This window comes from Caulobacter flavus, from assembly GCF_003722335.1.
GTDB classification, from domain to species: Bacteria; Pseudomonadota; Alphaproteobacteria; order Caulobacterales; family Caulobacteraceae; genus Caulobacter; species Caulobacter flavus.
Genome location: NZ_CP026100.1, coordinates 283,878 through 302,575 on the forward strand (window position 1 = coordinate 283,878; position 18,698 = coordinate 302,575).

Here is an 18,698-nt window from a genome sequence, read left to right on the forward strand (position 1 = left end):
TCATTCTTCAAAGGGGCACTAACACCATGCAGGTCGGCGTCTTCATCCCCATCGGCAATAATGGCTGGCTCATCTCCGAGACCTCGCCGCAGTACATGCCGAGCTTCGAGCTCAACAAGACCATCGTCCAGAAGGCCGAGAGCTACGGCCTCGACTTCGCGCTCTCGATGATCAAGCTGCGGGGCTTCGGCGGCAAGACCGAGTTCTGGGAGCACAATCTCGAGAGCTTCACCCTGATGGCGGGCCTGGCGGCCGTCACCGAGAAGATCAAGGTCTTCGCCACGGTCGCCACCCTGACCATCCCGCCGGCGATCGTGGCGCGCATGGCCTCGACCATCGACTCCATCGCCCCGGGCCGCTTCGGCATCAACCTGGTGACCGGCTGGCAGAAGGCCGAGTACAGCCAGATGGGCCTGTGGCCGGGCGAGCAGCACTACACCGACCGCTACAACTACCTGGCCGAATACGCGACCGTGCTGAAGGACCTGCTGGAGACCGGCGTGTCCGACTTCAAGGGCAAGTACTTCACCATGGACGACTGCCGGGTCAGCCCGCACCCGAAGGAGACCAAGCTGATCTGCGCCGGCTCGTCCGACGAGGGCCTGGCCTTCACGGCGCAGTACGCCGACTACAGCTTCGCCCTGGGCAAGGGGACCAACACCCCGACCGCCTTCGCCTCGGTCAACAAGCGGCTGGAGGCGGCCGCCGCCAAGACCGGCCGCGACGTCGCCTCGTTCATCCTGTTCATGGTGATCGCCGACGAGACCGACGAGAAGGCGCTGGCCAAATGGCGGCTCTATCGCGACGGCGCCGACCAGCAGGCCCTGGCCTGGCTGACCAACCAGGCCGCGCCCAACGCCGCGGCGGGCGCCACCACCAACACCGCCCAGCTGGCCGCGCCGGAATCGGCGGTGAACCTCAACATGGGCACGCTGGTGGGCAGCTACGAGAGCATCGCCCGCATGCTCGACGAGATCGCCGAGGTTCCCGGCACCGGCGGCGTGCTGCTGACCTTCGACGACTTCGTCCAGGGCATCGACGACTTCGGCACGAAGATCCAGCCGCTGATGAAGAGCCGGAAGTAGAGGGCCGAAGGCCCCCTCAGTCGTTCCGCGACAGCTCCCCCAGAGGGGGAGCATCCGAGCGCCAAGATCCTCCCCCCTCTGGGGGAGGTGGCCCGAAGGGTCGGAGGGGGCCCGCCGTCAGGCGGGTCCTAGTCCAGCGTCATCATGTCGATCAGCTTGATCCGGAAGATCATCACGCTGTTGGGTGGGATCTCGCCGGCGGCGCGTTCGCCGTAGCCGAGCGACGGCGGCACGAACAGCGTCCATTCGTCGCCCACCTTCATTTTCGGCAGGGCCTCCATCCAGGCCGGCACCAGGCCGCCCAGCGGCGCGATCAGCGGCTGGCCGCGCGCGAACGAGCTGTCGAACACCTTGCCGTCGACCAGCTTGCCCTCGTAGTGGACCTTGATGATCTCGCCCGGCTTCGGCGAGGGAGCGTCCTTCGCACCCGAGGTCGTGACCTTGTACTGCAGGCCCGACGGCAGGGTGATCACGCCCGGCTGCTTGGCGTTGGCGGCCATCCAGGCGGTCGACTTGGCCAGGTTTTCGGCGGCCGGATTGGCCGTGACGTCAGGGGCCGGCGCCGGGGTCGGCGCGGTCTGGGCCAGGGCCGGAGCGGCCAGGGCGACGGACAACCCCAGGGCGATGAGAGCGGTGCGCATGTTTGGGCGACTCGTGTTATCTATGCGACGAAATGTCAGAATAGACATTCGGTTGGACGAGAGCACACTAAAATCCGAGGGCTCGTGGTCAGCCAGAAGAAGAACGGCCATTTTCTACTTGGACCGTTCTTCTCGCGTCGGGAAGGAATCGTCATGGCCAGGGCTACTGGCGGCTCATTGAGCGGGGCGCATTGGTGGCAGCGCCATCCGATGTTCGCGCTCTTCGTCGGCTGGGTGGTGATCGGCTCGCTGGGCCTCGCGGTCGCCGTTCAGCTGTGGCCGATCCTCGCGCGCTTCACGCTGGCCGCCTGAAGGCGCGCGCGGCGACCGCCAGGAAATACCGACAGTCAGGGGCGCCGGCCCCTCACCGCGCGTCCGCCCGGGCGTAAAGGCCCAGCATCGTCCCGACGAACCCGCCGGCGACCTTGGTCGACAGGATGGTCCCGTCCTGGTCGGCGGCCAGGCTCTTCCAGGCGCCGTCGTCGCCCGCATAGGCGAAGTCGTAGCGCCCGCCCCTCGCGGTGATCTTCAGCCTGACTGGACCGCCGGCGCTCCCCGCCAGCGATGCGCGGGCCACGACCACGCCGTCGACGGGATCCTTGTCGCCCGCCCGCTTCTCCAACCGCACCTCGGACCGCCCGTCCTCGCCGCCCGCGACCGTCAGGGCGTAGAAGAAGGCGTCGTTCTGCAGCGCCACGATCCCGGCCCGGTCGCCCCCGCCCTTCGGCGCGAAGCGCACCGTGGTCTCGGCGCTGGCGTCGAGGTGCTGCTGGCGGCGCGCCCAGATCGACGGCTGCTCGAACCCGCCCAGGCGATCGGGACGCGCCTTCAGCACCAGTGCGCCGTCCTTCAGGTCCCACCACCGCCCGGCGGGAATGCGCATGGTCATCCAGTCCAGCCCCAGGGCCTGGCCGTCGAAGGTCTCGCGCACGGTGAAGGCGCCGGTGGTCGGAACCTTCGGCGCCGGTCCCGCCGGCAGGTTCGGCCGCTCGGCGCTAAGAGGAATGGCCGTCTTCGGCGGCAGGATCACCGGCCAGCCGTCCTTCCACGCCACCGGCAGCAGGAAGGTCTCGCGGCCGGTGTTGTAGGTGTCGTCGCCGTAGGGCCGCACCGCCAGGAAGGTCGCCCACCACTCGCCCGACTGGGTCCGCACGAGGTCGGCGTGGCCGGCCGAGGTGATCGGGTGGGCGCGGTCGCGCGGCAGGTCGCGCTGGGTCAGGATCGGGTTGCCCGCATAGGGCGCGTAGGGGCCGGTCACCTTGTCGGACCGCAGCACCACCTGCGAATGGCCCTCGGCCGTGCCGCCTTCGGCGGCGGTCAGGTAGTAGCGGCCGTCGACCTTCAGGATGTGCGGCCCCTCGATCCAGATCGGCCTGGCGGAAGCATCCACGCCCCCGTCGACCAGCACCGAGCGCGGCCCGACCATCGTCATGGCCTTGGGATCGTACTCCTGGATCGAGATCGCCCTGTGGCCGTCGTAGCGCGAGGGTCCGGCCGGCGGGCCGTTGTTGACGATCCAGCCCCGCCCGTCGTCGTCGAAGAACAGCGAGGTGTCGATGCCGTCGATCTGCGGCAGCCACACCGGATCCGACCATGGCCCCTTGGGATCCCTGGCCGTGACCAGGAAATTCCCGCCGCAGTCGACGCAGGTGTTGAGGATGTAGAACACGCCCGCGTGCTCGGTGATGGCCGGCGCGAACACCGCCCGCGACATCGCCAGCCGCTTGAAGTCCAGCTGGCCGGGCCGGTCGATGGCGTTGCCGATCTGGGTCCAGTTCACCAGGTCCTTGCTGTGGAACACCGGGATGCCGGGAAACCAGGCGAAGGTGGAGTTGACCAGGTAGTAGTCCTCGCCCGCCCGCGTGACGCTGGGGTCGGGGTAGAAGCCCTTGAGGATCGGATTGGCGTAGCGGCCGGGGGCCAGCGGCGCGTCGGTCGGGTCCCGGCCGCTGTAGACGAAGTCGTCGAAGGCGGCCGTTCCGGGCGCCAGGGGCGCGGCCTGGGCGGCGCCGGCCAGCAGCGACAGGGCCAGGGCGAGACGCAGCATCATCAACACCCTCCCCTATCGCGCCGGCGCGTCGCGCAGGGCCTGCGCCACCGCCTCACGCAGCGGCTTGGGCGCATAGGCGTCGTCATAGAGGGTCGGCCGCTTGGGCGCCTTGTCCTGGCGCAGCCACTGGTTCTGCAGCCACGAGTACTTGTCGACCATGCCCCAGGCCAGGAGCTCCTTGGTCTGGCGATAGCTCAGCATCAGGTCGAGATAGGCCTTGCCGTAGGCCGCCACCGCAGCGTCGCGGGCCGCGAAGTCGACGGGCAGGCCCTTGTCGTGGACGTCGAACTCGGTGAGCGCCAGGTCGTAGCCCATGCCGACCGCCTCATCGACGAAGGCCCGCCATTCCTTCTCCTGCGGCCTGCCGAAACCGGTGAAGCTGTCGGCGTTCTCGGCCCCGATGTGGCTCTGGATGCCCAGGGCGTCGACCGGGACGTTGCGCTTGCGGAAGCCCTCCAGCAGCTTGAGCACGCCGTGGCGGTGCTTCTCGTTGCCGGCCTCCCAGCTCATGTAGTCGTTGTAGACGAGGCGGGCCTTGGGCGCGGCCTTGCGGGCCAGGTGGAACGAGGCGTCCAGCACCGGCTCGACCCCGCCCATGGCGTCGGAGAAGACCGTGCGGCGCAGAGCGCCGTCGGCGGGATCGACGGTCTCGTTGACCACATCCCAGGAATAGATCTGAGGATAGTGGGCGCACACCCGGTCGACGTGCTCGGCCAGCATGGCCTCGACCCGGGCGGCGGGCCTGGAGCCGAAGTCGTAGTCCTTCAGCCAGGCGGGGAACCACTGCGGATGGTGCCACAGCAGGGTATGGCCGCGCAGGGCCGCGCCGTGCTCGGCGGCGAAGGCGGCGATGCGGTCGGCGCGCTCGAAGGCGAAGGTCTTCTCGGCCGGGCGCAGCACGTACCACTTCAGCTCGTTCTCGGGGACCAGCACGCCGCACTCGTCGGCCAGGATGGCGCGATAGTGGGCGTCCTCGAACGAACCGGTCAGCGATCCCTTCGGTCCCGCGCCCACGGCGCTGCCGAACACCAGGCCCTTCCCGGCGGCCAGGGACTTGAGCGGCTGGATCTTGCTCTCGGCCAGGGCCGGCGAGGCCAGCCCCGCGGCTCCAAGACCCAGCAGGGCCTGACGGCGATCGAGCATGAGACCTCGCTAAAAGAAACCGCGCACCGCCCGGGTGCGCCTGAGGCGCGCCCAGATCCCCTTTCGGAGACACGATGCGCGGATGAAGTCGGCAGGAGAAACGGACGCGCGGCGAAGAGCGAGGCCGCGCGTCCGGGTACGCGGGACTAGAAGCTGGCGCGAAGCACGAAGGTGTAGCGCCTGTCGTTCATGAACCACGACCGGCCCGTCTTCAGCAGGTCGCTGTTCAGTATCTGCGTGGTGCGGGTGGTCTCGTTCAGCAGGTTCACCGCCTGCACCCCGACCTTCACCTTCGGATTGACGGTGTAGAAGAACGAGCCGTCGAGCTGGCCGGTGGCCTCGTTCATGATCGGGGCGTAGGGCACGATCACGTCGCGGACGGTGAGCAGGAAGTCCGAGCGCCAGTTGTAGGCCAGGCGCGCCGATATCGGCCCCTTCTCGTAGATCGCCGCGAAGTTGACGTTGTGCTTGGACAGGCCCTGCAGCGGCAGCTTGCCGGTGTCGACCGTGGTCACGCGGCCGGCGGCCACGTCCGGGTCGGTCGCCGACAGGGTGCTCTGCGGCACGCCGTTGCTCTCGATGTAGCTGTAGTTGGCGTTGATGCCGAACCCGTCCAGCGGCTTGGGCAGGAAGTCGTAGAACTGCTGGTAGCCGATCTCGAAGCCCTTGACCGTCGCCTTCTTGTCCGAGTTGCCCGGCGTGGTCACCAGCACGTCGAACGTCGCCCCGTTGTTGGTGAAGGGCAGCCGCGCGGTGGTGTTGGTGGCGACGTCGCTCAGCTCCTTCCAGAAGGCCGCGAAGGTCAGCGAGCCGACCGGCGCGAAGTACCATTCGACCGAGGCGTCGACGTTGGTCGACTGGGTCGGCTTCAGGAAGGGGTTGCCCACCGTCACGTTGCCCGACGGCTGGCCGTTGGTGATGCCGTCGTTGTTCGTGTTGAGCGCCAGGTTGTAGTAGTTGCGGGTCAGGCCGATGTCGGGCGGCGTAATCGTCTTGGACACGCCCACGCGATACTGCAGCCCGTGCGGGGCCATGACCTTCAGGTTGAAGCTGGGCAGCCAGTAGTCGAACGAGGCCTTGGCCGTGCTCGGAGTCAGGGCGCCGTTGGCCCAGGCCCGGGCGGCGGCCCGCACCTGCGGCGTCAGCGAACAGAACGACGAGGCGACGAACGGCTGCTTCGGCTCCGGCAGGGCCTGCCAGTTGGTGAAGGCCAGCGTGCAGTCGGCGTCGGTGGCCAGGCTGGTCGAGATCGGGAACGCCAGGTAGCCGGTCGCCTCGCGGTCGGTCTTGGTGTAGCGCAGGCCGATGTTGCCGCTGATCTTGTAGTCGCCGACGTCGCCCTTGAAGCGGGCCATCAGGTAGGCGGCCTTGGTCACCTCGTTGACCGGGTTGATTTCCTGCGGACGGAACGGGGTGCCGGCGGTGACGCCGCAGCGCTGCGCCAGCGGCACCCAGTTCTGCGGGCAGCCGCCCGCGAGGCGGTCGCGCCACTCGTCGCCCACCGACAGCAGGAACTGCGAGACCGAGCCGTAGTTGTCGACCAGGTTCTGCGAGAAGAACAGCCGCGGATCGGCGCCCGTCGGCGCGCCGGTCTTGCCGCGCAGGAAGTTGTCGAAGGCGTAGGCCTCGACGAACCGGGTGCTGTCGGCGCCGCCGGCGGTGGTCGGGTTGCCGTTGATGGGATCGTCCATCCACACCGGGCCGCCGCTGCCCCAGATCTCGCTGACCACGCCCCAGTTGTAGGCCGAGAAGCGGGTGGTCTGGTCGCGTTCCGACCAGCGCGCGCCGCCCTTGATCGAGTCCAGCCAGCTGTCGTTGCCGAGCTTGTACTCGACGTCGATCTTGACCGCGTCCTCGGTGCCTTCCGACTGCTCGATGTGGTCCATCGCCGAGCGCCAGAAGTTGTTGTACGGGTCGCTGAGGCTGGCGTGCGTCCCGCGCGCGTAGGACGGACAGTTGTTGTTGAACGGCGCGCAGTTCGACACCGACGTGCCGCTGGACGGCGCGGTGAACTTCACGTCCGGCAGGTCGCTGCCCTTCAGGGTGATCGAGGCGTTCTGGAACGTCGAGCCCCACATGCCCATGCTGATCGCGTCGACCGTCGAGTCCACGTGCTGGGCGTCGAACAGCACGCCCCAGTGCTCGTTCGGCGTCCACTTGAAGTTGAAGCCGTAGTCGGTGGTGATGTTGGTCGTGTTCTCGTCGCGACGGACGTTGTTCGACTGAAGGCCGTTGATCGGCGTGCGCGGATCCGAGCCGTTCTGGTCGGCGCGCCAGCCGGTGGTGCCGGTGATGATCCCGTTGGTGAAGACGCCGTCCTCGTCGAACGAGAAGGTGGTGCCGTCGGCCGGGCGCGAGTCGCCGTTGCCAGCCACGTTGTCGGTGGCGATCTCGACGGCGTGCTCGGTCCACTTCACGGTCGACTTCGAGCGCAGGTACTGCAGCGAGGCCTGCATCGTGCCGTCGTTGCTCTTCCACTGGACGGCGCCGGCCTGGCCCTGACGCTCACGGTCGTTGGTGGTCGAACGGAACGCCGCGCCGCGCGGGAACCACACGCCCTTCGTGCCATTGCCGCAGTCGGCGCTGGAGACGCCCAGGTTGGTGCGGCAGCCGAAGTTCGACACCTGGATGGCGTCGCTGCGGCTGGCCAGCTGCGAGTTCACGAAGCTGGCGAGGACGCCGACCTCGCCGAAGCTGGTGTCGAAGCGGTCGCTGTAGAGGAACGAGTAGGTCGGCTTCCATTCCTTGACCATGTCGCCGTAGCTGGCCTCGGCCGACATCGACAGGATGCGCTTGTTGGTGTCGAACGGCAGGCGCGTGCGCAGGTTCACCGTGCCCGAGATGCCGCCTTCGATCAGGTCGGCCGACGGGCTCTTGAACACGTCGACGCCGCCCATCAGCTCCGACGGCACGTCGGCGAAGCTGAGGATGCGGCCGTTGTTGGCGGTGAAGGTGTCGCGGCCGTTCAGCTCCGAGCGCACGAAGTTCAGGCCGCGGACCACGACCCCCGAGCCTTCCACCGAGAAGTGGTCGGGGTCGACGCCGGCGGCGAAGCGATTGATCGACACGCCGGGCACGCGCTGCAGGGCTTCGGTCACCGAGCGGTCCGGCAGGGCCCCGATGTCCTCGGCGGTGATCGAGTCGCCGATGATCTCCGACGACTGCTTCAGCTGCTGGCTGCTCTTGAGGCTCTGGCGGATGCTGGTGACGACCACCTCGTCGACCGTGTCCTCGGTGGTCTTGCCGCTGGCCGGAGCGGTCTGGGCGAGGGTCGCGCCCCCGAACACCAGGCTCAGCGCCAGGGCCGAGGCCCCGCACTTCAGGCCGAATTTCAGATTGTCGCCGAGAGTCTGGCGCCCACGCGTCGCGGACGCTCCGTTGACGGAGCTCATTCTTTTATTCCTCCCCAGTCCCGGTAGCTAGGTAGCGCTACCATTGGTCATATGTCGAGACCATTATTGGTCTGATGATATGGCAAAGGTCGACCACGTCAAGGGCGTTGACATAACCCCGTAACGCCAACCGACACGGATACTATCAATTTGTTTTTGAACGCCTTTCTTTACAGAAACAGCGTCCCGGCGATTTTTCGCCTGAGGGAAACGTGACAAAGGCGGACAGCGCAGTCAATTTACGACCCGCTTGAAACGGCGATCAAAGCCGTGCGGACATAAGATCTTCTGGGGCGGGAAAGCAGACCATGTCAGACCAACGCGTGAGGTCCGTCGTTGTCGTGGGCGGCGGCACGGCCGGGTGGATGACGGCGGCGGCCCTGGCCAAGACGCTCAGCGCCCAGAGGCTGAAGATCACCCTCGTTGAGTCCGAGGCCATCGGCACGGTGGGCGTCGGCGAGGCCACCATTCCGCCGATCCTGACCTTCAACGCCATGCTCGGCATCGACGAGCGCGCGTTCATGCGGGCCACCAAGGCCAGCTTCAAGCTGGGCATCGAGTTCGTCGACTGGGGCGCGGTCGGCGAGACCTACCACCATCCGTTCGGAACCTTCGGCCTGGACCTGGAGGGCCTGAAGTTCCACCAGGTCTGGCGCAAGTTCTCAGAGCTCGCCGGGCCGATCGGCGACTACAACCTCACCGAGGCCGCCGCCCGACGCTGGCGCTTTTCCCTGCCCGATCCCGACCCGTCCAAGGTCATGTCGAGCCTGCGATACGCCTACCATTTCGACGCCGGCCTCTACGCCCGCTTCCTGCGCGGCTTCTCCGAACAGCGCGGCGTCGTCCGCATCGAGGGCCGCATCGGCCAGGTGGACCAGAACGGCGAGACCGGCTTCGTCGAGGCGGTGGTGCTGGAGGACGGTCGCCGGATCGAGGGCGACTTCTTCGTCGACTGCACGGGTTTCAGGGGCCTCGTCATCGGCCAGGCCCTGAAGGTCCCCTACCAGGACTGGGGCCGCTGGCTGCCCAACAACCGCGCCGTGGCCATCGGCTGCGAGTTGGGCGGCGACGGCCTCACCCCGTTCACCCGCGCCACCGCCCGCGAGGGCGGCTGGCAGTGGCGCATCCCGCTGCAGCACCGCATCGGCAACGGCTACGTCTACTCCAGCCACCACGTCGACGACGACCGGGCGCTCGACACACTGCTGGCCAATCTCGACGGCGCCCCGACCGACGAGCCCAACTTCCTGCGCTTCACGCCGGGCCGCCGCGAGCGCGCCTGGGAGAAGAACGTCTGCTCGATCGGCCTTTCGGCGGGCTTCATCGAACCGCTGGAAAGCACCAGCATCCACATGATCCAGGCCGGGATCACCAAGCTGCTGGCGCTGTTCCCGGGAAACGGCGTCGATCCGCTGGAGGTCGACGAATACAACCGCCTGACCGCCGAGCAGGTCGACCGCATTCGCGACTTCGTGATCCTGCACTTCCACGCCACCCGGCGCGACGACACCGACTACTGGCGCTACCTGTCGTCGATGATCGTGCCCGACAGCCTGGCCCGGCGGATGGAGCTGTTCGCCCATCGCGGCCGCTGGTTCCCGTCGGAATACGACCTGTTCCACGAGCCCAACTGGCTGGCCGTGCTGCTGGGCCAGGGGATCGTGCCCGAGGAATGGGACCCGCTGGTCGACAGCCTGCCCGACAACCAGGTGCGCCAGCGCCTGTCGCAGCTTTCCGACCTGATCGCCCGCACCGCCGAGGCCATGCCCGGCCACGCGGAATTCGTCGCCCGCTACTGCGGCGCCCAGCAAGGAGTCGCCGCGTGACCAACGACCGCATCCGCCACGTCGTCATCGTCGGCGGCGGCACCGCCGGCTGGATGACCGCCGCCGCCCTGGGCCGCTTCCTCAAGGACGGAGTCACCAAGGTCACGGTGATCGAGAGCGAGGCCATCGGCACCGTCGGGGTCGGCGAGTCGACCATCCCCCAGATCAACATGTTCAACCGCATGCTGGGCCTGGACGAGGACGACTTCCTGCGCCGCACCAAGGCCACCTACAAGCTGGCCATCGAATTCCGCGACTGGAAACAGATCGGCCACACCTACCACCACCCGTTCGGCCCCTACGGCGTCGACATGGAGGGGGTGTCGTTCCACGCCTACTGGCTGCGCTACCAGGCCATGGGCGAGGCGGCCGACCTTTCGGACTACTCGCTGCAGTCGCTGGCGGCCGCCCAGGCCAGGTTCCAGCGGCCGACCGGCCAGAAGAACTCGCCGCTGGGCGACATCGCCTACGCCTTCCACTTCGACGCCGGCCTCTACGCCCGCTTCCTGCGCGACTACGCCGAGGCGCGCCAAGTGCGCCGGATCGAGGGCAAGATCACCCACGTCGCCCAGCGCGGGACCGACGGCTTCGTCGAGTCGGTGACGCTGGAGAACGGAACCGTCGTCGAGGGCGACCTCTTCGTCGACTGCTCGGGCTTCCGGGGGCTGCTGATCGAACAGACCCTGAAGAGCGGCTTCGAGGACTGGTCGCACTGGCTGCTCAACGACCGCGCCGTGGCCGTGCCCTGCGCCTCGGGCGGCTCGACCGACCCGGTCACCCGCGCCACCGCCCGCCCCGCCGGCTGGCAATGGCGCATCCCGCTGCAGCACCGCATCGGCAACGGCTACGCGTTTTCCAGCGAACATATCAGCGAGGACGAGGCCACGGCCTACCTGCTGGCCAATCTCGACGGCGAGGCCCTGGCCGATCCCTGGACGCTGCGGTTCAAGGCCGGCCGCCGCAAGAAGAGCTGGCACAAGAACGTCGTGGCCATCGGCCTGTCTGCCGGCTTCATGGAGCCGCTGGAAAGCCAGAGCATCCACCTGATCCAGGTCGGCATCTCGCGCCTGCTGGCCATGTTCCCCGACCGCCGGTTCCAGCAGCCCGACATCGACCGCTACAACCGGGTGATGACCTTCGAATACGAGAAGATCCGCGACTTTCTCATCCTGCACTACAAGGCCACCGAGCGCTCGGACACGCCCTACTGGGACTACCTGCGCGAAATGCCGATCCCCGACTATCTGGCCGACAAGATCGCCGTCTTCGAGAGCCACGGCCGGATCTTCCGCGAGAACGAGGAACTGTTCAACGACACCTCCTGGTTCGCCGTCATGGTCGGCCAGGGCCTGAAGCCCAAGGGCTGGGACCCGATGGCCGACGTCATGAGCGAGGACCTGCTGCGCGCCCGGATGAACGAGATCCGCGCGGTCATCGCCCGCTCGGTCGACGGCATGCCCGACCACATGGCCTTCGTGGCCGACCGGGTGGCGCGAGCCCAGGCGGCTTAGAGGGGCGACACGATCTTGACCGTCATCCCGGCCGAAGGCGCGCGTAGCGGGCCGTAGAGCCGGGACCCAGGGGCCGCCGCTGTGCACTTGCGACCGGAGGGGCGCCTGATCCAGCTGCCGAGCCCAGTCTCCTGGGTGCCGGATAAACCCTGCGGGTTTTCCGGGATGACGCCGGCGGGGATGCCTCCCCCGAACTCAGCCCGCGAAGAACCGCGCGAAGCCCTTGTCGGTGACCCGGTCCAGGGCCGCGCGGTAGTCGCCGTAGGCGGCCGCGTCCGGCCCGACGCGGCCGAAGGCCGGCTGGGCCACGCGGCGCAGGGGCACCAGGGCGATGGGGGCGGCGGCCGGCGTCAGGTGGCTGCCCTGGCCCACCTGCAGGGTGGTCAGCATGCCGTACATCTCGCCGCCGCTCGCCGGACGACCCAGGATGATCAGCCGGAACTGCCCCAGCTCGTTGGTGATCAGGTAGGTGTGGCCCGACTGGTTGGACAGCGACACCGCCCCGCGCTGGGTGAACTCGGCGTCCTGCCGGGCGGCCTCGCGGAACACCAGGCTCGAGGCCTCGTCGTCCCAGACGATCTCGGTGCGATAGGCATAGACGGCGGCCGGGTCCTCGAACGAGGGCCGCAGGGTCAGGTACTCGCCCTCCAGCCAGGTCACGGCCGGCCGCGAATAGGCGCCCAAGGCCTCCGGCGCCAGGCCGGCGACGGGCGCGACCGGCGCGGAAGCGGCCGCGCGCAGCGGCTGCTCCAGGGCCTCCTCCAGCCGGATGGTCGTGGCCAGGGTGAACGGCCGGCGGCCGCTCAGCGCCTTCTCCAGGGTCGAGATGCTGATGCGGGCCCGGTCGGCCAGCTGCTGGCGCGACATGCGGCGACGCGCCAGCGCCTCGCGCACGCGCGCGGCGATGGCCAGGCTCTGCTCGTCGGGCAGCTCGGCCTCGGGCGCCAGGGTCATCGAAGCAGCCTCACGAATCCGCACATTTCCGCACAATGCGGCGCCGTACCGGGCGCGGCAAGCCCGGCTCCGGACAGGCTGCACGGATACCTCACGAAGATTGCAAATCCCGCCGCTCGCGGCGGCGCCGGCCTGTGACGACAAGAGAGATCTCTTGCTTTCGAGCCCTTAGGAGATCCTTCCATGTCCGCTCAAGACGTCGGCGCATCCAAGCCCCGCGTCGCCGCCGGCGCCCGCCCCGGCCGGTGGTTCGCCATCCTCTGCGAAGCCTTCGCCCTGGGGCTGCTGCTCCTGCTGGCCCTGGCCGGAACCGGCCGCGCGGCCGAGGCCGCAGATTCTCCTGCTTCTGGCGGCCTGATCATGCGCGCCAAGGGCGGCGACCAGGTGGTCGAGGCCGTCCGCCTGGGCACCGACATCGACATGACCGTCAGCGGCCTGACCGTGCGCGGCCGCGTCACCCAGGCCTTCCGCAACGACACCGGCCACTGGGTCGAGGCGGTCTACGTCTATCCCCTGCCGCAGGACGGCGCGGTCGACACCCTGAAGATGGTGGTCGGCAAGAAGGTGATCGTCGGCGAGATCAAGAAGCGCGCCGAGGCCCAAGAGATCTACGAGGCGGCCAAGGCCCAGGGCAAGAAGGCCGCCCTGGTCGAGCAGAACCGCCCCAACATGTTCACCAACGCCGTCGCCAACGTCGCGCCCGGCGAAACCGTGCTGGTGCAGATCGAGTACCAGGCCCCCGTCGCCGTCTCGGCCGGCGAGTATTCGCTGCGCATGCCGCTGGTCGTGGCCCCGCGCTACGCCTCGCCCGGCGCGGCGCCCACGCCCGAGAGCCGCGCCGCGATCGTCGACCCGCGCGTCGCCGGCGCGATCAACCCGGTCACCGTGACCGTCCACCTGCGGGCCGGCTTCCCGCTGGGCGCGGTGGGCAGCGCCACCCACGCCGTCGACGTCCGCGACGAGAAGGGCGGCAAGACCATCACCCTCAAGCAGGGCCAGGTCCCGGCCGACCGCGACTTCGTGCTGGCCTGGAAGCCCGTGCCCCTGGCCGCGCCCAGCGTCGCCCTGTTCCGCGAGAAGATCGCCGGCGCCCACTACGTGCTGGCCCAGGTCGCCCCGCCGATCACCGCCCGCGCCGGCCCGCCGCCGGCCCGCGACATCATCTTCGTCATCGACAATTCCGGCTCGATGGGCGGGGAGTCGATGCGCCAGGCCAAGGCCGGCCTGCTGTACGGCCTGTCCAACCTCAAGCCCGGCGACCGCTTCAACGTCGTGCGCTTCGACGACACCCTGACGGTGCTGTTCGAGGGCGCCGTGGCCGCCGACGCCGCCAACCTGGGCCGCGCCCGCAAGTTCGTCTCGGGCCTGGAGGCCACCGGCGGCACCGAGATGGTCCCGGCCATGGCCGCGGCCCTGCGCGACGACGGCGGCGAGGGCAAGGACGAGGGCCGCGTGCGCCAGGTGGTGTTCATGACCGACGGCGCGATCGGCGACGAGCAGGGCCTGTTCGACACCATCGCCGCCGGCCGCGGCCGCTCGCGGGTGTTCATGGTCGGCATCGGCTCGGCCCCCAACAGCCACCTGATGACCCGCGCCTCCGAGCTGGGCCGGGGAACCTTCACCCATATCGGCTCCACCGACGGCGTCGAGGAAGCCATGCGCCAGCTGTTCGACAAGCTGGAAAGCCCCGTGGCCACCAACCTGGTCGCCCGCTTCGAGGGAACCAGCTCCGACGCCGCCCCCGCCGTCCTGCCCGACCTCTATCGCGGCGAGCCGGTCACCCTGGCGGCCAAGGTGGACGACCTGGACGGCGTGCTGACCCTCTCCGGCGTCATCGACGGCCGCCCGTGGCAGACCAGGATCCGCCTGCGCGACGCCGAGGCCGGCAAGGGGATCTCCAAGCTCTGGGCCCGTCGCAAGATCACCGACGCCGAGGTCGCCCGCACCCTGGCCCAGATCACCGAGGACGAAGCCGACGCACGGGTGCTGAAGCTGGGCCTAGACCATGGCCTGGTGACCAGCCAGACCAGCCTGGTGGCGGTCGACAAGACCCCCGCCCGCCCCGCCGACGCCCCGCTGCTGCGCAGCGACCTGCCGCTGAACCTGCCGGCCGGCTGGGACTTCGACGCCCTGTTCAACCGCAAGGCCGCGACGGGCGCCGGCGACGCCCCGGCCGATCCGGAGCAGCAGGTGGCGCAGCTGGACCTGCCGCAGACGGCGACCGACGCGCCCATTCTGATCCTGGCTGGCCTTGGCCTGATGGCGCTGGCCCTGGCGCTCGGCGCCGGCGGCTGGGCGCTGGGCCGGCGGAGGGTCGCCGCGTGAGCCGGCTGGCGACCATGCTGGGAGCCGCCCGCCGGCGGCTCCCCTTCCTGCTTCCGGCCCTGGCGGCCGGAGGCCTTGGCCTCGTGCTCTGCGGTCAGGGCCTGTGGATCCACGCCAAGGCGGCCCTGGCCCAGGTGCTGCTGGAGCGGGCCTTCGACCAGAGCCAGCGGGCGGGCGGCGCGCCGGTGCGTCCCTGGAGCTGGGCCGACACCTGGCCCACGGCCCGCATCGCGTTTCCCCGCCAGGACCAGGAGGTCATCGCCCTGGACGGCGCCAGCGGCCAGGCCCTGGCCTTCGGCCCCGGCCACGTGGCCGGCACGCCCCAGGCCGGCGACCGGGGAACCGCCGTCTACGCCGCCCACCGCGACACCCACTTCGCCGTGCTGGGAGAGGTCAGGCCCGGCGACCCGATCGTGGTCGAGCGGGCCGACGGCAAGGTCGCCCGCTTCGAGGTGGTCGGCGCCAAGGTCGTGCGCTGGGACGCCTCGGGCCTGGATCCCCAGGCGCCGGGACGGGGTCTGGCCCTGGCCACCTGCTGGCCGCTGGACGCCAAGACCCGCGGCCCGATGCGCTACGTGGTCTGGGCGCGACCGGTGGAGGCAAGCTTGACCTTGTCCGACCTACAAGATCGCAAAGGTATGACCACCTTGACACGATAGGCCTTACCTCGTAGCCGTTCACTCCTGTGACCGCTACCAATCGTATCGCCGCGTAACGGCGGACGGCGGCGGTCGAGACGCAAGGCGCGAAAAGCCACAAGCGCCAGGGGAGTGAATCGATGTCGTCCAGCCACCGCACGCGCGGAATCCGCCAGGCCCTGATCGGGGCCACTTGCCTGACCACCGCCTTTGCGGCCTTGCCCGCCCTGGCCCAGACGGCGCCCGCGCCGCAGGGCGCCCAGGCCGACGCGGTCGAGGAGATCGTCGTCACCGGCTATCGCAAGAGCCTGGCCGACGCGACCAACGCCAAGCGCGAGTCCGTGGCCTTCACCGACTCCGTCTTCGCCGAGGACATCGGCAAGTTCCCCGACCTGAACATCGCCGAGTCCCTGAACCGCATTCCCGGCGTGCAGCTGACCCGCGAGATCAACGGCGAGGGCCTGAACGTCACCATCCGGGGCCTGGGCACCAACTTCACCAAGATCCTGCTGAACGGCTCGCAGATCGCGGTGGCCTCGTCGGGCCGCACCGACAGCCAGAACCAGAACCGCGAGGTCGACCTCGACCTGTTCCCGACCGAGCTCTTCACCCGCCTGGACGTGCACAAGACCCCGACGGCCGGCATGGTCGAGGGCGGCGTGGCCGGCGTGGTCAACATGCGCAGCGCCCGGCCCTTCGACTACAAGGGGGGCGGCCAGCTGATCTATTCGCTGCAGGCCGGCAAGAACAACCAGGCCGACGACATCAGCCCGCGCGGCTCGCTGATCGCCTCCAAGACCTGGGAGACCCCGATCGGCGACTTCGGCCTGCTGGGCGGCGTCGCCATCGCCAGGGTCAAGAGCACCACCACCGGCTTCGAGAGCGTCGGCTGGTCGAACGCCAACATGACCTGCACCGGCTGCAACGCCACCGGCGGCAACAACTTCAACTGGGCTTCCACCGTGCCGGCCGGCGTCATCTCCAACGGCCTGACGCCGGGCCAGACCGTCGACAACGCCCTGCTGGCCGCGCTGAACCCGGGCACGACCCTGCAGCAGCTGTCGGACGCGCAGCTGCCGCGCCTGGGCCGCGACTCGTGGTCTTCGGGCGAGCGCGACCGCGACTCCCTGGTGCTGTCGGCCGAATGGCGGCCGAGCGACCAGCTGAACGTCTATTTCGACACCCTCTATTCCAAGGGCAGCCGCTCGTTCGAGCGCATCGACATGAACTGGGTCGTGCGCAACTCCAACTTCATGGTCCCGGTGGGCGTGAAGGTGAACGGCGAGGGCGTCGTCACCGAGGGCACGTTCCTGAACTCGCAGTTCTTCCTCGAGTACCGCCCCTACGAGGAGGACGTCGAGGTCCTCAACCTCAACCCCGGCTTCACCTGGCGGCCCAACGACTGGATCAAGCTGGACGGCCAGGTGAACTGGAGCCGCAGCGTCTTCTTCCGCGAAGCCCCCACGGTGCTGTTCAACACCCCGCTGAACTCGGGCCTGAACGTCACCTACGCCAACGGCGGCGGCGACTATCCGTCGATCAAGGCCAACAAGGACCTCAACGACCCGGCGCTGGGCTGGGTGTGGGCCGGCGGCCGCGTCAACGTGCAGGCCGAAAAGCGCGTCACCCAGACCAAGGGCGCCCACTTCGACCTGACCCTGGGCGACGACAAGGGGACCAACTTCAGGTTCGGCGTCGCCTATGACGACGTCGGCCGCACCATCACCGCGCTCGACAACTCCGCCCGCTGGCAGGCCTTCACCTGCGGCGGCGGCGGGGTGACGCCGCAGAGCCCGGTTCCCGCCCCGGTCCCGGCCTGCGACGGTCGCGCCGGCTCGGCCATCCCCCAGGCGAACCTGGCCAGCTACATCAAGCAGGGTCCGCTGGGCTTCGTCACCTTGGACAAGGACCGCTTCTTCGCCGACAGCAACTATCAGGCCTTCCTCGACAGCGCGCCGTTCTCGGCCGCCGCCGCCACCGGCGCGGCCTCGGGCCTGATCCGCGAGAAGACCACCGGCGCCTATGTCGAGTTCAACGGTTCGTCCCAGGTGCTCGACCGCGACCTGCGCTTCAACCTCGGCGCCCGCTACTACTCGACCGACCAGACCATCGAGGGCCCGCAGACGGTCAACGGCGTGCTGTCGTTCCTGTCGCGCACCACCAACTACGACGGCCTGCTGCCGTCGTTCAACGTCGCCTGGAACCTGCGCGACGACCTGATCGTCCGCGCCTCGGCCTCGCGCACCGTCACTCGCCCCAACCCCAGCGCCATGCTGCCGGGCACCACCTTCTCGGACCCGTCGGCCCAGCAGGCCAACCAGGGCAATCCGAACCTGCAGCCCTACACCTCCAACAACTTCGACATCGGCGGCGAGTGGTACACCGGCGGCGCCGGCTATATCGGCGTGGCTCTGTTCCGCAAGGAGCTGACCGGCTTCACCGTCAACGGGACCAACACCATCCCGTTCAGCCAGCTGGGCGTGCCGTTCGACCAGCTGACGAACCTGCAGCAGCAGGCGATCAACAATCGCGGCGGTCCGGATGCGGCGACCGTCACCGTGCAGCAGCAGGTCAACGCCGACGGCGTGCTGACCATCCTGGGCCAGGAAGTGACCTGGGTGCAGCCGCTGGACTTCCTGCTGGACGGCGCGGGCTTCACCGCCAACGCCACCCACGTCGAGCAGAACGCGCGCGGCAACGGCGCCCCGGCCCAGGCCGTCGGCATCTCGCCGTGGACCTACAACGTCACCGGCTACTACGAGAAGCACGGCGCCACGGTGCGGCTGTCCTACGTCTGGAACGACGCCCAGATCTCGTCGGGCCCGGGCCAGAACGGCATTCCGGTCGCCACCATCAACACCGACGCCCGCGGGCAGTGGGACCTCTCGGCCAGCTACCAGTTCGACAACCTGCCGACCCAGCCGCGCGTCAGCCTCGACGTCATCAACATCACCGAGGAGGCCCAGCGCAGCCCGTTCCAGTGGGACAGCGCCGCCTACACCTACTACCAGCCGGGCCGCCAGATCATGCTGGGGATCCGGGGAAAGTTCTGACCAACCCTCGAGCTTCGCGTGGCCGACCTTCCCAGCGCCATGCGGTTTTGGCGGCGCATCCTCCCCGGATGCGCCGCTTT

12 protein-coding genes are annotated in these 18,698 nt (G+C 68.9%); 7 read left to right on the top strand and 5 right to left on the bottom strand.

Annotation, left to right across the window (positions count from 1 at the left end):
* Positions 1-26 precede the first annotated feature (26 nt).
* Positions 27-1,085: a pyrimidine utilization protein A gene (gene rutA / locus C1707_RS01420; RefSeq protein ID WP_101712876.1), complete on the top strand. Its 1,059-nt coding sequence runs from the start codon at positions 27-29 to the stop codon at positions 1,083-1,085.
* A gap of 128 nt (positions 1,086-1,213) precedes the next feature.
* Here rutA and C1707_RS01430 read toward each other — a convergent pair whose 3' ends face one another.
* Entirely contained in the window at positions 1,214-1,726 is a 513-nt protein-coding gene (locus tag C1707_RS01430; protein WP_101712877.1) for an FKBP-type peptidyl-prolyl cis-trans isomerase, read from the bottom strand.
* 84 nt (positions 1,727-1,810) lie between these two features.
* Here C1707_RS01430 and C1707_RS25905 point away from each other — a divergent pair, with 84 nt between their 5' ends.
* A complete protein-coding gene (locus C1707_RS25905) occupies positions 1,811-2,038 on the top strand; it encodes a hypothetical protein (RefSeq protein ID WP_145998358.1) in 228 nt (75 codons plus the stop codon).
* 52 nt (positions 2,039-2,090) lie between these two features.
* On the opposite strand, the gene C1707_RS01435 is transcribed toward C1707_RS25905, so the two are convergent.
* The 3 genes from C1707_RS01435 to C1707_RS01445 form a co-directional block, all read right to left on the bottom strand.
* Positions 2,091-3,773 (bottom strand): glycoside hydrolase family 43 protein, encoded by a 1,683-nt coding sequence (locus C1707_RS01435; RefSeq protein WP_101712906.1) that lies wholly within the window; start codon positions 3,771-3,773, stop codon positions 2,091-2,093.
* 15 nt (positions 3,774-3,788) lie between these two features.
* Complete coding sequence (locus tag C1707_RS01440; protein ID WP_101712878.1) at positions 3,789-4,919, bottom strand: endo-1,4-beta-xylanase; 1,131 nt, start codon at positions 4,917-4,919, stop codon at positions 3,789-3,791.
* A gap of 146 nt (positions 4,920-5,065) precedes the next feature.
* On the bottom strand, positions 5,066-8,311 hold the full coding sequence (locus C1707_RS01445; RefSeq protein ID WP_101712879.1) for a TonB-dependent receptor: 3,246 nt from the start codon (positions 8,309-8,311) through the stop codon (positions 5,066-5,068).
* Positions 8,312-8,619: 308 nt separating this feature from the next.
* On the opposite strand from C1707_RS01445, the gene C1707_RS01450 reads away from it, so the two are divergent.
* Positions 8,620-10,137 carry a tryptophan halogenase family protein gene (locus C1707_RS01450; RefSeq protein WP_101712880.1) on the top strand — a complete coding sequence of 506 codons (1,518 nt, stop codon included), beginning with the start codon at positions 8,620-8,622 and terminating at the stop codon, positions 10,135-10,137.
* Positions 10,134-11,648, top strand: coding sequence for a tryptophan halogenase family protein (locus tag C1707_RS01455; RefSeq protein WP_101712881.1), 1,515 nt, complete (start codon positions 10,134-10,136; stop codon positions 11,646-11,648). The genes C1707_RS01450 and C1707_RS01455 overlap by 4 nt, the downstream gene beginning before the upstream one ends.
* A gap of 195 nt (positions 11,649-11,843) precedes the next feature.
* On the opposite strand, the gene C1707_RS01460 is transcribed toward C1707_RS01455, so the two are convergent.
* Positions 11,844-12,602 carry a helix-turn-helix domain-containing protein gene (locus C1707_RS01460; protein WP_101712882.1) on the bottom strand — a complete coding sequence of 253 codons (759 nt, stop codon included), beginning with the start codon at positions 12,600-12,602 and terminating at the stop codon, positions 11,844-11,846.
* Between the two features lie 183 nt (positions 12,603-12,785).
* Here C1707_RS01460 and C1707_RS01465 point away from each other — a divergent pair, with 183 nt between their 5' ends.
* The 3 genes from C1707_RS01465 (at position 12,786) to C1707_RS01475 (ending at position 18,618) form a co-directional block, all read left to right on the top strand.
* Positions 12,786-14,927, top strand: a complete 2,142-nt coding sequence (locus C1707_RS01465) for a marine proteobacterial sortase target protein (protein ID WP_101712883.1) — start codon at positions 12,786-12,788, stop codon at positions 14,925-14,927.
* On the top strand, positions 14,924-15,586 hold the full coding sequence (locus C1707_RS01470; protein ID WP_205686808.1) for a class GN sortase: 663 nt from the start codon (positions 14,924-14,926) through the stop codon (positions 15,584-15,586). The genes C1707_RS01465 and C1707_RS01470 overlap by 4 nt, the downstream gene beginning before the upstream one ends.
* A gap of 119 nt (positions 15,587-15,705) precedes the next feature.
* On the top strand, positions 15,706-18,618 hold the full coding sequence (locus C1707_RS01475) for a TonB-dependent receptor (protein WP_101712884.1): 2,913 nt from the start codon (positions 15,706-15,708) through the stop codon (positions 18,616-18,618).
* Positions 18,619-18,698: the final 80 nt, after the last annotated feature.